The sequence below is a fragment of the Iodobacter violaceini genome (assembly GCF_011601265.1).
Taxonomy (GTDB): Bacteria; Pseudomonadota; Gammaproteobacteria; order Burkholderiales; family Chitinibacteraceae; genus Iodobacter; species Iodobacter violaceini.
Map to the genome: position 1 here is coordinate 155,181 of NZ_JAAOLX010000001.1, position 13,896 is coordinate 169,076.

Genomic DNA, 13,896 nt, shown 5'->3' on the forward strand with positions numbered 1-13,896 from the left:
TGTACGTTGATACCTGATCCCGCTGCACCGAAGGGCATCTGGATTTATCAATCCACACTGAACCATGTTGCCAGCCACACAGTACCAGCCTATTTGCTTACCGCTCTGCTCACTATCCGACCTTAATCGTAAATTACGCCTGCGGCTAAACCGCAATACAGGACACCAATATTTGCATCTCCAGGTAAATGTATGAGCTACGAAGAAGAAACCGAGGACATACCGTTCACAGCCGAAATGGAAGCTGAATTCCGACAGATCGCTCGCGACAACGCTCCAGCCAGGCTTGCACAACTAGCAAAAGCCCAAGACGACACCGACGCATTTACTCACCTGCCCTATGCTGCAGCAGCGGCGTTCCATCTTGAACAGTTTGCCGATGCCAGACAATTTGCCGAACGTGCGCTCGTCCTGGCTTCGGCTTTTAAAGTGAACTGGAACTACGGCAACGCCATTCACCTCGGACACACAGTGCTTGGTCTTCTCGCCCTCAATGCTAAGGACAATGCCACTGCGATCAACGAGCTATACGAGTCAGGCAAAATGCCAGGTTCACCACAGCTCAATTCTTTTGGGCCGACAATGCAGCTCGCCCGTGCCCTTCTGAAAGAAGGTCATGTTGAGCCAGTTTTGGCCTATCTGAACCAATGCCGGGAATTCTGGGAAATGGGTGGTATTTGGCTTGATCTTTGGGAACGAAAAATCCGGGAAGGTCATATTCCTAATTTCTTTCAGCACAACAATGTGTGAACGAACGCCCAACGTGGCACTTAACCTTACACCCTTTTTTGCTGGGCGATAAAGCCTCGAAGTACCGGTTAACTCTGCGTTTGCTGCCACAGTTGAATGCATAGCAACGAGCGACCCTGATAATAATTGAAAGATAATCACATGTTTAAAGACTGCGCGCTCTACTTCCCACTGGAAAAACTGCCTCTCAAGTCTGCATTTCCAAATGGAAAATCAAACGGTGGGCTGTTCCGCTCCGCAACTTGGTTCGAATATGAATCCGGAGAAGGCACCGTAAGACTGAATTTAAATCATGAAAACCTTGCAGAACACCTCCGCGGGTTTCGAGGATACATCGCTCAATTGCCTGATAACGGCGTTGCACGAAGTGAGGCCCAGCGCCTGATCCAATTAACACAGGCAGCCGTGGGCGTGATTTTGCCTCATCCGGCATCACCAGACTCTCAGTTGTTTGCCTCGTTGATGAAGTTAATCAAGCAATTCGACGGGTTTATGTTTGTTGCCGGCAGCATTTTGCTACCCGACGGATCGTTTCTCATCGGGCCAATGGCTAATCAGTCTGAAATAAGCGACTCGCTCCCAGCCCCCTCCATCCGTTCTGTGAATCCGGAGGAGTTACGCCATTCAGGCCACATAAACGAAGGCGATGCACTCCGTGTGTCCCAACGCGAGAACAACTATCTTCAACTTGCTGAACGGGGTTTCATTTGTGCTCGGTGGCTGCCTTTGTATCGTACAGAAGACCATACAAACAAGCTGCGTCCTGTGGAAGAGATTGTCGCCCGGTTACTGGCACTAGAAGCACTATTCTTTTGGGTTGCAGCACCAGAAGACGTGACATCTTCAGAACGACTCCTTGCCTTCGTGAGCCGGAACATGCTGCGCGACCACCTTACAGTAGAAGAGAACGATATCCTGTCCCTCCAAAGGACAGAGGCAAACGACACCCATGCCAGCATTATCGGGTGGCACCTTGAGAACATGTGGGCTCTCGCTTGGATTCTTGGCTTCGAACCTCCTCCACCTTTCTTCCAGGGACAACTACCACAGGAAATCACCAACAGCATGCTTTACGAGTTCCTACCCGACTTCGATGCAACGGTTTCCGGGTTTCAGGCAGGAGTCACGGTGCGCTCCATAGATGAAGTCACTCAGCTTGAGGATCTATATTACTGCGCACATAACGCAGTAAGGAGCGCTCAATCGGGAAAGGACACGGTGCCACAAGAGTGGCATCCAGTTCGTGACGGCGGAGCAATTCATGAGCGCCGTCACTCCCTGACGTGGGCGGTGTCACCGGGCATTGCGTGGAATGATACTGATCTCTCCACATGATAGTTAAGCGTAAATCTGTAGGCCCCCCCATTGCTCTCACTAAGCAATATTTCCGGTATTGTCAGCAGAATGCTGGTAGATGCGCTTGCCGCAGACAAGTAGTAACGCCAGTCACTTTGCTTAATCTGGCTCGCTGCGCGCCGCTTACCTAAATGTTTTGCACCAGGAGCAAAGCAATGATTGTTGAACGAATTTTCATCAGCCCGGAGCGTGGCGCGGCTCAGGCAGAGTGTGAACAGATCACGGTTCAAAGCCAAAAGGGCATTCAGGGTGACCGTAACTTTTGCAAAAGAACGCACCCCGGCCAAAATATCACCCTGGCTGAGGCTGAAGAAATTGAGCGTTTTTGTACTGAGCACTCCCGCCCTGCAGATCTGTCGGTCACACGCCGCAATCTGATCACCCGGGGTGTAAGGTTAAACGAGCTGGTGAATGTGGAATTCTCAATCGGCAATGTAAGGCTGCGCGGCATTGAGCTGTGCGAGCCATGCAGCCTGATGGGCAACAGCCTGAGCAGTGAAACCCTTAGCTCTGCTGCGGTAATAAAGCACTGGCTTCACCGCGGCGGCCTGCTGGCCGACGTGCTCAGCAGCGGAGAGATCACGCGCGGGGATGGCATTAAAATTGATACATAAGCATTTATTCAACAGGGCGCCTGGCTGCGCCCGCAAATCCAAGACTCAGGCATCACAATGCTACCCACACCTGCATCAGAATTAATTAAAACTATAGAAGAAATCGCGTCCCTATCCAGAGACCGCGAGCAGTTCACAAAGCGGGCAGCGGAGGCCGCGGAGCTTTGGGGAGCAGAAGCAATTCCACAGTTATGCTCTCTCTATCATGGCGATCCGTGTCCGCCCCCTCAATACAAGGAAGCGTTCCCGGGGCTTGGAGCCTGGCTAAGTGCCAAACAATTTGCCATCTTCGAGATTTACTTCCACCTTGGTAAGGCAGCCCTTCCTGAACTGCGTTCAGTGGCATTTGGTGATTACGATTGGATTCAAGGCAACGCACTGGAAATTTTATGTCGTTTTGCAGCCGCCGGAATTGAACGAGAAGAGATTCTCCAGGACATTCAGCGGGAATCACCCCACTTCCGGGATGAAGCAATGCTCTATACCGTTGCGCCATTAATCCCATATGAAGACTCAACCCCCGGGCTTCGCGAGGTACTCACTTTTCTGCGAGATCAGGCCGGCTTCTCTTCAGCCTATGATGCCACCCGCAACAATGATCTTGCTCACGTCGGTTTTGTTGAAGAACAAGCTGCACTAAACGAAACCTCTGAAATCGGAGTTAGTACTTCCCACGAGCAAAATAATCCGTGGTGGAAACTCTGGTGATAGCACTACCTGGGTCAAGATCATTTATTTCGGACGCAGCGATCCTTGCTTACAACACCAGACGACACTGAACGCTATGCACCAATACCGTGTAACAAAGTACAACCCCAAACTTAGAAATCCCGATGGCACCTACCCAGCAGAGGAATGGACGTCACGCGCAGACATTGGCAACTCATTTGGCGGCGTATGTTTAACCCGGGAGGAATATCTCCGCGTTGAGCAAGCGTACCTTGATACTGCAGCCGCATTTCTAAGCGAAGCTGGAATCAGCGAACTCACAGTCACGGGCCTTGAGAATCACCGTAAATATCCCAATGCACCCCAGGAGGGGAGTCATATAAAAGCTGAAGCAGCACCAGCAGTGTTGCGCTCGTTACTGAGAGAAGATTTTTGGTGCAAGCTCGAGTCTCATGCCGCATTCATACACATTGGCTATGATTACTACATGTATATCGGTATGCCAATTGAAAGCAAGCATCCATAATCCCGCAACCCAATGGGCTTTTCATCGAGACGGTCCAATCCCCATACCTGTTAGTCGCGGACTAGCCATTTGTGCGTATTTTTTATAAAACTGCGGCAGCCGCTGAGATGGCCGAAAAATAATCTGTGATTAGGGTAAGCAATGGCAACAGGCGCTGGGCAAAAATATATAAGGGAAATGGTCCTTAGAATTTCTTTGATGCTTGTGCTGATTAGTGCGTCATGCTCAGCCTGGGCATCCGGGCTGGATATTGTTGTTTTCAACGTGGCTCCCTTTATTATCACTAAAGAAGGCCAGGAGCCGGGCGGGGGTGTGGTTGAGTACTACAAGCAGTTTATCCTGCCCAAGCTGGCTGTAGAGGCCCACTGGAAAACCGCCAATGTTGCCAGAGTGATTGCCGAGCTAAAAAGTAAGTCGGCACAAATGATTCCGCTATTGGCACGGACAAAAGAGCGCGAAGGTTTTTTGCTCTTCGCCGATACGCCCTATATTCTTTTTGATCCAACCATTGTCGTACTGGAAAAATCCGCCTTAAAAAAGGTAGATGCCCAATCCGATTTATACGGGCTAAACATTGGCTGGAGCCTTAACGGCGTTTACCCTGATTTTTTAAAGCATCCGCAAATCAAAATCATCGAGGCCACCATGCTGGATTGGGAATCCTCAAATATGAAGTTACTGGCATCCGGCCGGCTGGATGCCGTGTATTTTTCCAGCTCGGCCACGGCCTTGTATTTTGCCAAATGGGCCAATGTGCCAGTGCGTATCCTTGCTTTGCCCACCCCTCATATCAAGCTTTACGCTGCATTTGCCTTAGGTCAGGAGAGCCTGCGCGACCGCTACAACGCAATTGCCCGGCAGGCTTTTGCCGAGCACAACTTTGATACTTTCATGAAAGAATATATCAGGCAAATCAAGATACCCGCAGGCGGTTTGTAACCGGCTTGCAAGTGAAACAGCAGGGGCTGCTGCAAGCCCCCTGCGGTATCTTACACGCCCAATCCTGAGCCACTGCATTACACCCGATAATAAGCAATCGCCTCATCCAGCTCGCTGCTCAGCTGCCGCAGGCGTGCACTTTCGTTGGCGGTGTTTTGGGCGACCGAGCTGCTTTCCTCAGACATCTGCGCCACTTGCTCTACCTGCTGCGCCATCATATTACTGGCCGAGCTTTGCTCGCGCATAGAGTCACTGATTTCGCTGACCTGCTCAACCACCTGATCGGCGTTCTGACGAATGCTGGCAATGGCCGTGCTTGCTTCCTGAGCGCATTGCACGCCATGCTCAACTTGTTTAACTGCTTGTTGCATGCTCAGAACAGTTGCATTCGCTTCACTTTGAATCGCGCTCACCGTAGAAATAATTTCCCGCGTTGAAAGGCTGGTTCGCTCGGCAAGCTTGCGCACTTCATCTGCAACCACCGCAAAGCCCCGGCCCTGCTCCCCTGCCCGCGCGGCTTCAATTGCCGCATTAAGCGCTAATAAATTAGTCTGATCAGCAATCTCTTTAATCACATTCACAACGCTGTTAATGCTGGCAGTGCGCTCTTTCAGTGATTCAATTTGCCCGGCTGAAACACGTACTTCCGCAGCAATTTGCTGAATACTCTGAATCGTGCTTTCAATCACATCACCACCACTTGCGGCCATCCTGCCTGCCTCACGCGCAGTGCGGTCACACTGGCTGCTCCGGTCTGCAACCAGGCCGATACTGACAGTCACCTCTTCAACACCCGCTGCCATGCTGGATGCGGCCCCACTGACATGCTGGGACGCCTTAGACAACTCATGGCTGCTTTCAGACAACTCACTCGCCGTGCCCGTGACATCCCGGCCAATGCGGTGCAGCTGCTGCAAGCTGCCTTGCAGTGTATCCAGCAGGCCGTTTAAGGCATTTAAGGATTCGGCAATTTCATCGTTCCCGCTAACTTTCATGCGCCGGGTGAAATCGTAATTTGTGCCTAAATCAACTAAAAACTGGCGTAAATCCTGCAGCGGTTTTTTAATTCCCAGGGTAATCCAGACTCCTAAGCCAAAAGCCAGAAACAATAAGGCACCGCCCACCATTAAAGAGGAAGCTATGGCATTTGATATCTGAGCCTTAACGTCGCGGCTGGCTTCTTTGGAATAATCACTGTTATGCGCTTTTGCAGTACTTAAGGCCGCTGAAAATTTTTCAGCCTGCGGCGTAACACTTTTAGAAATATAACTGCGCGCTTCATCGGGCGGCAGGGTCAGCGAAAAACGAGCGCCCTCTGCAATCAGCGGCTTTAAAATGGCCAGCTCTGCCACGGCTGCAGCCAGGTTTTTCCGGTCTGTATCATCATCAGTAAATTTTTCATAGCTTTGCAAAAGGCGGTCGACCTCTGCCAGCGAGCTTTGCATCTTATTGATCTGCGCCTGCTTTTGCTGAGGATCGCTTTCAATAATGTGGCTTAACTCCATGCGGCGGGCGGCCATAAAAGCCAGCTCGGCATCATTGAGCGTTTCTAAAGAAGGCATCACATTGGCCACCACCTCTTCGACCAGCACATTAATTGCACTCAGCTTTAAAAAGCTGACTGTAATCAAAAGCAAGATGGATATGGCTGTTGTAGCCACTAATAAAGTAAGCCTGTGAGTAATTTTCAAGGTTATTTCCAATGAGTAAATGATTAAAAAATACACCTCACAATCTAATCTTAGCTTTTCAGACTTTCCCTGCAAGATATTTAATTTAACACTGCGTGCCGTGGTGTATGCCTTGCTTAAAGCGTTTTATTCTCTTTATTAAAAGAAGGGGCTGATTCCTTCAGCTTGTTCATTCCCGCCTCAGCAGCAAACCCGTATTTGCACGGCTATCACGATAAAATATTGGGCGATAACAGGGGAAAACAAAAAAAATGGCGGATGCAATGAGCTAAAAAAAACGCCCCAATCACAGACTGGGGCATTTTTCCTGAGCGAGGCTTATGCTTAATCCCGCTGGCTGTCTAAGTCCATTGCAGACAGCGATACAAATTTGCTTTTATTCTTATATTTATAAGCAAACCAGATGGCTAAAAAGAGCGGAATGCCAATATACGTTGCAGCAACGCTGGCCCAATCAATTTTACCGGCCATAAAAGCCTGATAATTCTGGCCCAGCATAATCACCATACAAAGTGCAAAAGCAAACAACGGCCCCAGAGGATAAAAGCTGGAGCGATAAGGCAGCGCGCTTAAATCACGGCCTTGGGCAATATAGCCTTTGCGAAAGCGGTAATGGCAAATGGCAATACCCAGCCATGCAATAAAGCCGGTCATACCCGAGGTATTTAACAGCCACAGATAAACTGTTTTATCACCAAAAATAGAGGCAAAAAAGCACAGCATCCCCACCACGGTGGTGGCATACAGCGCATTTCTTGGCACACCATTTTTGGATAATTGTGCAAATATTTTAGGTGCTTTGCCTTCGGTCGCTAAGGAATACAGCATGCGTGTGGATGCATACATCCCTGAATTACCTGCCGATAAAATGGCCGTTAAAATCACGGTATTCATTAAGCTGGCGGCAAAGGCAATCCCGGCATTTTTAAACACCAGAGTAAAGGGGCTCACGCCAATATCAGAGACATCGCCCTTTAAAAGATTAGGGTCGGTATAGGGAATCAACAGGCCAATAATTAAAATGGCAAATACATAAAACAGCAGGATGCGCCAGAACACCTGCTTAATTGCGCGGGGAATATCTTTTTCCGGATTGGCCGATTCACCCGCAGCAATACCGATTAACTCGGTACCCTGAAAAGAGAACCCGGCAATCATCGCCACCCCGAGCATGGCGGGGAATCCTCCTACAAAGGGTGCATCGCCCAGGGTGAAGTTTTCCAGCCCCACCGTATGCGTGCCCTTCATGATGCCAAACACCATAAAGAGACCGGTGCCGATAAACACAATCACCGTCACCACTTTAATTAAGGAGAACCAGTATTCCGCCTCGCCAAAACCCTTGACCGAGATAAAGTTCAGCGCAAACATAATCGCCAGAAATATCGCACTCCAGAGCATGCCGGGGCTGTCGGGAAACCAGAACTTCATCACCATACTTGCGGCGGCCAGCTCAACGGCAATCGTCACCGCCCAGTTGTACCAATAGTTCCAGCCCAGCGCAAAGCCAAAGCCTGGCTCAACAAATTTAGCGCCATAAGTAGAAAAAGAACCGGAGACCGGCATATAGGCGGCCATTTCCGCCAGGCTGGTCATCAAAAAGTAAACCATCAGCCCGATAACAGCGTAGGCAAGCAAAGCACCACCCGGGCCTGCCTGTGCAACCGTTGCACCAGAAGCCACAAACAGCCCCGTACCAATCGATCCGCCGATGGCGATCATGGTGAGATGGCGGGCGCGTAAATTACGCTTTAAGCCATGGCCCTGACCTGTATCTTCTCCAATCATTACATCTTCCTTTTCTAGCATTAAAGCACTTTAAAGCATTGCAAAATACAGCAGAAAAATCCGCCCAATAGGCAGCGGCGCGTGATGTTAGCACCAGAAAAACATTTCTTACACAGATAAATAGTCAATCGGGAATAACACCGTTTTGCGGAAAGTTCCTTAATTCCCTGAGCAAAAATTTCCATCGCGGGTTAAAGTCCGGTTTTTTTCCCCGCCGAATCCACTTATGAATGCCGTCTTAATTGCCGTCACACTGATGCTGGCACTCTCTCTTAGCCGCGTGAATGTGGTGATCAGCATTTTAGTCAGCGCCATGGCTGGCGGCCTGGTTGGCGGGCTGAATATTGCCCAGACACTGAGCGCTTTTAATTCTGGCCTGGGAGGCGGCGCAGGCATTGCTCTGTCTTACGCTCTTTTGGGCGCATTTGCACTGGCGCTGGCCGAATCAGGCCTGCCGCATGCCATGGCAGACGGCTTAGCCAGGCTGGCTCAGCAAAGCAGTACCGGCACAAAAGTAAAATGGGGGATTATTCTGGCGCTGCTTGGCCTTGCCATTGCTTCGCAAAATATTCTGCCTATTCATATTGCCTTTATTCCGCTGGTAGTTCCCCCCCTGCTCTATACCTTAGCCCGGCTGAAAGTGGATCGTCGTTTGCTGGCCTGTATCCTGACTTTTGGTCTGGTCACCCCCTATATGGTGTTTCCTGTGGGCTTTGGTGAGATTTTTCTGCAGCAGATTCTGCTCGGCAATATTGCAAAATCCGGCCTGGATGCCAGCCACGTGGATGTTATGCACGCCATGGCATTGCCTGCACTGGGCATGGTAACGGGTTTGCTGATCGCCGTGTTTATCAGCTACCGTAAACCCCGCCAGTACAATATTGATGCCATCGCCGCTGTAGAACGTGAAGACGTACACTACAGCCGCCGCAGCCTTTCAGTAGCGGGGCTGGCCATGGCGGGCACGTTTATCACCCAGCTCTATGCCGATTCTATGCTGTTTGGCGCACTGGCCGGTTTTGTCATTTGCGTAGCAGGCGGCGCCGTGCCACTCAATAAAGCGGATGGGATTTTTGCGGAAGGCATGAAAATGATGGCGGGGATTGGCCTGATTATGATTGCCGCATCCGGCTTTGCCGAAGTACTTAAAGCCACCGGAGATGTCACCAGCCTGGTTGAGCATTCCATGCAATATATCGGTGGCAATAAGCCACTGGCCGTGTTTTTAATGCTGCTGGTGGGCTTGGTTGTTACGCTGGGCATTGGCTCTTCTTTTTCTACCGTACCCATTCTTGCCACCATTTACGTGCCACTGGCCGTCAAACTGGGGCTGAGCCCGGAAGCGATTGTCTGCCTGATAGGTACGGCCGGTGCGCTGGGAGATGCGGGATCGCCCGCTGCAGATTCCACCCTGGGGCCAACAGCGGGATTAAATATCGACGGCCAGCATGATCATATGTGGGATACCGTGGTCCCCACCTTCCTGCACTTTAATTTGCCGGTACTCGCATTTGGCTGGGTCGCGGTAATGAGCCTTTAAAACATCACAATCATGCCTCTTGCCCGATCAATGCTGTGCAAAAAGTTTTTTGGCAGCAAGATAAAGCAAGAGGCAATATCTGTCAGATCAGTAATGTGCTAAACATTCATTCACCCCTTTCTGAGTGAAAAACAATTAAAGCTGCAATGGCATATTTTCCTTAGATACGCCCTCTGTTAAATATTGAAATAGCCACTATGTTATTGATTACATACGGCATACCCAATATAAACAGCCCAATTAAGTAGTAATACTACTTTTTCAAGAAAATTAAATACACCTAAAGAACCTGGCACCATCACTGATCAATATTTAAAACAATAAACAATCAGGCATCAAATAAAACCGAGCCAAAAACATTTAAAAACCATTGATTACCATCAATAAGCATAAGAAATAAACCCACGTCCGTCGGATAAAATATGTGACTAATCCTTTGTATCGTATGGATTAATTTTTTACATACCGGCCAGCGTAATTAGTTCACCTTATGCCAGCCAGTTTACTGATAATAGAGAATCGCCCCTTCAAAAAAATCGACCATTCATCTGTCTGTTCATTTAACAAACAAAATACCGTACAATCTGAATCAGACAGACTTGATTTAAAACAACTCAGGTTTTAAATCAATCGATTACAAATACACCATTGAAGAGCTTAAAAAAACCAAGTCATTTTTAAAACACACTAAATAATTAATACACAACAACAGGATTTCAACCATGAATAACGTTCGTCATGAAGAAGCCAGGCTTTCCGCAGCCCATCTGCAAAAAGCATTCAGCCATGCCATCCCGGAAACAGCAGTTATTCTGGGCTCTGGTTTAGGCGACTTCACTAAAATCGTTAAAGTATTAGAAAGCATTTCTTACGGCGATATTCCACACTTCCCACAATCATCCGTAGCTGGCCACAAGGGCAAGCTGACGATTGCTGAAGTGGCAGACGGTAAAAACGTACTGATTATGGAAGGCCGCTTCCATTACTACGAAGGCTACACCCCGCAAGAAGTAACTTTCCCGATTGCTGTATTTAAAGAGCTGGGCATCAAACAGCTGATCGTCAGCAATGCGGCAGGTGGCTGCAACCCAAGCTTTACTGCTGGTGACATCATGATCATTGACGATCATATCAACCTGACAGGCAACCACCCGCTGATCGGCAAAAATGACGATGCATGTGGCCCGCGTTTCTTAGACCAAACTGCACCATATTCACCACGCCTGATTGCACTGGCAGAATCGCTGGCGGCTGAATCTGGCGTAGCGCCTAAGAAAGGCACTTATGTGAAAATGACAGGCCCAACTTACGAAACCCGCGCAGAAATCAAAATGGTTCAATCCTATGGCGCAGATTCAGTAGGCATGTCAACTGTTTACGAAGTAATTATGGCTAATTACTTTGGTATGGAAGTGCTGGGCATTTCCTGCATTACCAATATGGCGACGGGCCTCGCTAAAACCCATCACAACCACGCTGCCGTGGTGGATGTGGCCAACAGCGTATCCGAGAAGTTTTCTAAGTGGGTTAAAAACATTGTGGTGGCTCTGTAATCATGGACGTTCAAAAAGATTCCAAGCGCAGATTAAATCTGATCGCTTACGTGTGCTATTTCTTTACTGGCGCTTTAATCACCACACTGGGCCTGGTACTTGGCCCGGTATCAACTGCATTTCATAAAGACCCTGGCTTTATCGGCCAGATGTTTACCCTGCTGAATTTCGGTTTGTTTGTGCCCATTCTGGTAGGTGGTGTGCTGATGCAGAAATACAGCATCAAATCACTGCTGGCCATTGCTTCTGCCGTCACCATCGCACTAACCGTAGTACTGACCGTTGTGCCATCGATCACGCTGTTTGGTTTTACTGTGCTGATGATTGGTGCTGCGGCCGGTATCACCATGGCCGTGGGTAGTTATTTGGTGGTGCGGATTAATCCGGATCCTAAAGACCGCTCATCCAGCCTGATTTTTACTGACTTCTTCTTCAGCTTTGCCGGTGTGGTATTGCCGGTGATTCTGGGCTATCTGTTTAAGCACAACGCCAGCTGGCTGGTGATGTACTTCCTGATGTCGGCTATTTCATTACTCTTGATTGTGCTGATCGCTAAGGCGAAATTCCCAACCGTAGAGCGTGAAGTAAAATCGGAAGACGGCACTGCGGTTAAAGAGCCTTGGGGCAAAGCCATTTACTACGTGTGTTTCGCTGCCTTTGCGTTTATTTACGCCGAGCTGGTATTCACCATGTGGCTGCCAACTTACCTGCAGGATGCAGTGAAGCTGCCAGTTGATACCGCTGCACTGTACGTGACGCTGTACTGGGGCTCTAAGGCCACTGGCCTGTGGCTAAACCACTACACTGTGCGCTATGTACAACTGCGTACCTTCCTGATTGCTTCGGCCATCGTGGGTACAGCCAGCATTGCAACGATTGCGAATGTGCCACAAGCCACTGTAATCGGCATTGCACTGGTGTGCTTTGGCTTCTTTAACTCAGGTATTTACTCTGGCCTGATCAGCTACGGCAGCTTGCAAGTTAAAGTATCTCCACCAAGCCTGATCTCTACGATCCTGACTTGCGGTTCGGTTGGTACACTGATTTTTGCTTCTGTTTCAGCGTATATCTTCTCGAACTACGGCCTGCACTGGGCGCTGAATTCTTCCGTGATTGTGTATGTATTCGCACTGATCGGGATTATTCTGGCTGGCTCTTGCAGCAAAGCAGAAGAACTGCACGGTAAGCTGGGCCTGTAAGCTTCGCTTCACCCCATAAAAAACGCCCCATGAGAAATCATGGGGCGTTTTTTTAGCGCTGCCAGTTGCTAAGCCTCTGCGTATGCTGCACATAATGAAGGGGCCACATCCATCTTACCCGCTTGCCAAACGCTTACAGCCCTGATGAAGCCCGCTTAATTAAACAACACACTACTCTTCTGTCCTGATTCTTTTCTTTGCTTTCTTATTAAAGTAATCAGGCTTCAAACGAATAAAGAGCAAAGACCCAAGGCCGGATAAGATGCAGGCAAGAATGGTGTTTTCGACCCGCGCCCGCACCAGCATATGGTGCTCACCCCCAAAATCAAGCAAGACCATCACCAGTGCTGTAATCGGAATGACCGCCAGCCAGTAATTGCGCTCCAGGCAAATCGGGGTAACCGCCGCCAGAATCACCACCAGCGCAGCCAGTTGCCATTCGGCCTGAAAGAAATACAATACGGCCCAGCCCAGTAAAGCACCAATAATAGAGCCGATTAAACGCTGCACCATACGATCAATCGTCAGCTTATTATCGTAAACCGTCACCAGCACCACAGTCAGCGGCAGCCAATAGGCGCGCTCCAAGCCCAGTCCATAGCCAATTTGATAGGCCAGTACCACTTTGGCAGCAAAATAGAAGGCAAAAATAGAATTATTATGATCACGGCGTAAAAGGCGGCTCATTGCTTCATACAGCATGGGGCCGTTTTTAGGCTCGGGCGAGCGGAAAATAAACCGGTCCAGCAGCACGGCAAAAATGCCCGAAGCCCCGCCTAACAATAAATAAGTACCCGCCAGAGGTGAAAGCAAGGGAGCACTGTCACCAAACAAAAAAGCGATCAGCCAGTATTTGCTCATCATTTCGACGGAATTACCGGCGCCCTGCAACCAGCCGGTAAAAATCGCAAACGCCAGCAGAAAAGCCAGCGGCGCACCCTGCACATAGTGCCCGGCAACGCCTGCAATCCCCGCCAGCAGCATGCCTACCGTCATATACACCATCACGGTGATCCGCTCGGATGTATTGCCACCGTTATCCACAAACATGGTGTAAAAACCTGCTACCGCACCATATACAGCCGGTAAAAACTCGCCCCGCAGCAGCGCAATGCCCAAGGGCAGGCCTACCGCAATCATCACCCGCAACACCCGTCTCCACGGAATACCCTGCTGCGGTTTAATCGCCAGCATCTGAACCAGCTGTGTCTGCATAAATAACCCTTTCAATAAGGGGGAGAATTTTACTGCTTAAGACGATTCAGGCTGTA

At 49.5% G+C, this 13,896-nt stretch carries 12 protein-coding genes; 9 read left to right on the forward strand and 3 right to left on the reverse strand.

The annotated features are described in order from the left end of the window. Window positions 1–192 precede the first annotated feature (192 nt). From HA050_RS00680 to HA050_RS00705, 6 genes are all read left to right on the forward strand, one after another. Window positions 193–750, forward strand: a complete 558-nt coding sequence (locus HA050_RS00680) for a hypothetical protein (RefSeq protein ID WP_166820799.1) — start codon at window positions 193–195, stop codon at window positions 748–750. Between the two features lie 141 nt (window positions 751–891). Continuing rightward, window positions 892–2,085 carry a DUF4272 domain-containing protein gene (locus tag HA050_RS00685; protein WP_166820802.1) on the forward strand — a complete coding sequence of 398 codons (1,194 nt, stop codon included), beginning with the start codon at window positions 892–894 and terminating at the stop codon, window positions 2,083–2,085. Between the two features lie 176 nt (window positions 2,086–2,261). Further along, entirely contained in the window at window positions 2,262–2,720 is a 459-nt protein-coding gene (locus tag HA050_RS00690; RefSeq protein WP_166820805.1) for an MOSC domain-containing protein, read from the forward strand. 57 nt (window positions 2,721–2,777) lie between these two features. Then, window positions 2,778–3,428, forward strand: a complete 651-nt coding sequence (locus HA050_RS00695; RefSeq protein ID WP_166820808.1) for a hypothetical protein — start codon at window positions 2,778–2,780, stop codon at window positions 3,426–3,428. 76 nt (window positions 3,429–3,504) lie between these two features. Beyond that, window positions 3,505–3,915 (forward strand): hypothetical protein, encoded by a 411-nt coding sequence (locus HA050_RS00700; RefSeq protein WP_166820811.1) that lies wholly within the window; start codon window positions 3,505–3,507, stop codon window positions 3,913–3,915. Window positions 3,916–4,113: 198 nt separating this feature from the next. Beyond that, window positions 4,114–4,854, forward strand: a complete 741-nt coding sequence (locus HA050_RS00705) for a substrate-binding periplasmic protein (RefSeq protein ID WP_166820814.1) — start codon at window positions 4,114–4,116, stop codon at window positions 4,852–4,854. 77 nt (window positions 4,855–4,931) lie between these two features. Here HA050_RS00705 and HA050_RS00710 read toward each other — a convergent pair whose 3' ends face one another. Together HA050_RS00710 and HA050_RS00715 are read right to left on the reverse strand one after the other, a co-directional pair. Continuing rightward, entirely contained in the window at window positions 4,932–6,545 is a 1,614-nt protein-coding gene (locus HA050_RS00710; protein ID WP_166820817.1) for a methyl-accepting chemotaxis protein, read from the reverse strand. A 324-nt stretch (window positions 6,546–6,869) separates the two neighbouring features. Continuing rightward, on the reverse strand, window positions 6,870–8,333 hold the full coding sequence (locus tag HA050_RS00715; RefSeq protein ID WP_166820820.1) for an amino acid permease: 1,464 nt from the start codon (window positions 8,331–8,333) through the stop codon (window positions 6,870–6,872). A gap of 226 nt (window positions 8,334–8,559) precedes the next feature. Here HA050_RS00715 and HA050_RS00720 point away from each other — a divergent pair, with 226 nt between their 5' ends. From HA050_RS00720 to tsgA, 3 genes are all read left to right on the forward strand, one after another. Further along, the gene (locus HA050_RS00720) at window positions 8,560–9,873 is read left to right on the forward strand and encodes a Na+/H+ antiporter family protein (protein WP_166820823.1); all 1,314 of its coding nucleotides are present in this window, start codon (window positions 8,560–8,562) and stop codon (window positions 9,871–9,873) included. A gap of 722 nt (window positions 9,874–10,595) precedes the next feature. Next, window positions 10,596–11,426 (forward strand): purine-nucleoside phosphorylase, encoded by an 831-nt coding sequence (locus HA050_RS00725; RefSeq protein ID WP_166820826.1) that lies wholly within the window; start codon window positions 10,596–10,598, stop codon window positions 11,424–11,426. 2 nt (window positions 11,427–11,428) lie between these two features. Then, window positions 11,429–12,625: an MFS transporter TsgA gene (gene tsgA / locus HA050_RS00730; protein ID WP_166820829.1), complete on the forward strand. Its 1,197-nt coding sequence runs from the start codon at window positions 11,429–11,431 to the stop codon at window positions 12,623–12,625. A 171-nt stretch (window positions 12,626–12,796) separates the two neighbouring features. On the opposite strand, the gene HA050_RS00735 is transcribed toward tsgA, so the two are convergent. Beyond that, window positions 12,797–13,840 carry an FUSC family protein gene (locus HA050_RS00735; RefSeq protein ID WP_166820831.1) on the reverse strand — a complete coding sequence of 348 codons (1,044 nt, stop codon included), beginning with the start codon at window positions 13,838–13,840 and terminating at the stop codon, window positions 12,797–12,799. Window positions 13,841–13,896 lie beyond the last annotated feature (56 nt).

Excerpts from the sequence above, each read along its gene's own strand:
- HA050_RS00680 (WP_166820799.1), top strand. The coding sequence starts at position 193 with ATGAGCTACGAAGAAGAAACCGAGGACATACCGTTCACAGCCGAAATG.
- HA050_RS00685 (WP_166820802.1), top strand. The coding sequence starts at position 892 with ATGTTTAAAGACTGCGCGCTCTACTTCCCACTGGAAAAACTGCCTCTC.
- HA050_RS00690 (WP_166820805.1), top strand. The coding sequence starts at position 2,262 with ATGATTGTTGAACGAATTTTCATCAGCCCGGAGCGTGGCGCGGCTCAG.
- HA050_RS00695 (WP_166820808.1), top strand. The coding sequence starts at position 2,778 with ATGCTACCCACACCTGCATCAGAATTAATTAAAACTATAGAAGAAATC.
- HA050_RS00700 (WP_166820811.1), top strand. The coding sequence starts at position 3,505 with ATGCACCAATACCGTGTAACAAAGTACAACCCCAAACTTAGAAATCCC.
- HA050_RS00705 (WP_166820814.1), top strand. The coding sequence starts at position 4,114 with ATGCTTGTGCTGATTAGTGCGTCATGCTCAGCCTGGGCATCCGGGCTG.
- HA050_RS00715 (WP_166820820.1), bottom strand. The coding sequence starts at position 8,333 with ATGATTGGAGAAGATACAGGTCAGGGCCATGGCTTAAAGCGTAATTTA.
- HA050_RS00720 (WP_166820823.1), top strand. The coding sequence starts at position 8,560 with ATGAATGCCGTCTTAATTGCCGTCACACTGATGCTGGCACTCTCTCTT.
- HA050_RS00725 (WP_166820826.1), top strand. The coding sequence starts at position 10,596 with ATGAATAACGTTCGTCATGAAGAAGCCAGGCTTTCCGCAGCCCATCTG.
- tsgA (WP_166820829.1), top strand. The coding sequence starts at position 11,429 with ATGGACGTTCAAAAAGATTCCAAGCGCAGATTAAATCTGATCGCTTAC.
- HA050_RS00735 (WP_166820831.1), bottom strand. The coding sequence starts at position 13,840 with ATGCAGACACAGCTGGTTCAGATGCTGGCGATTAAACCGCAGCAGGGT.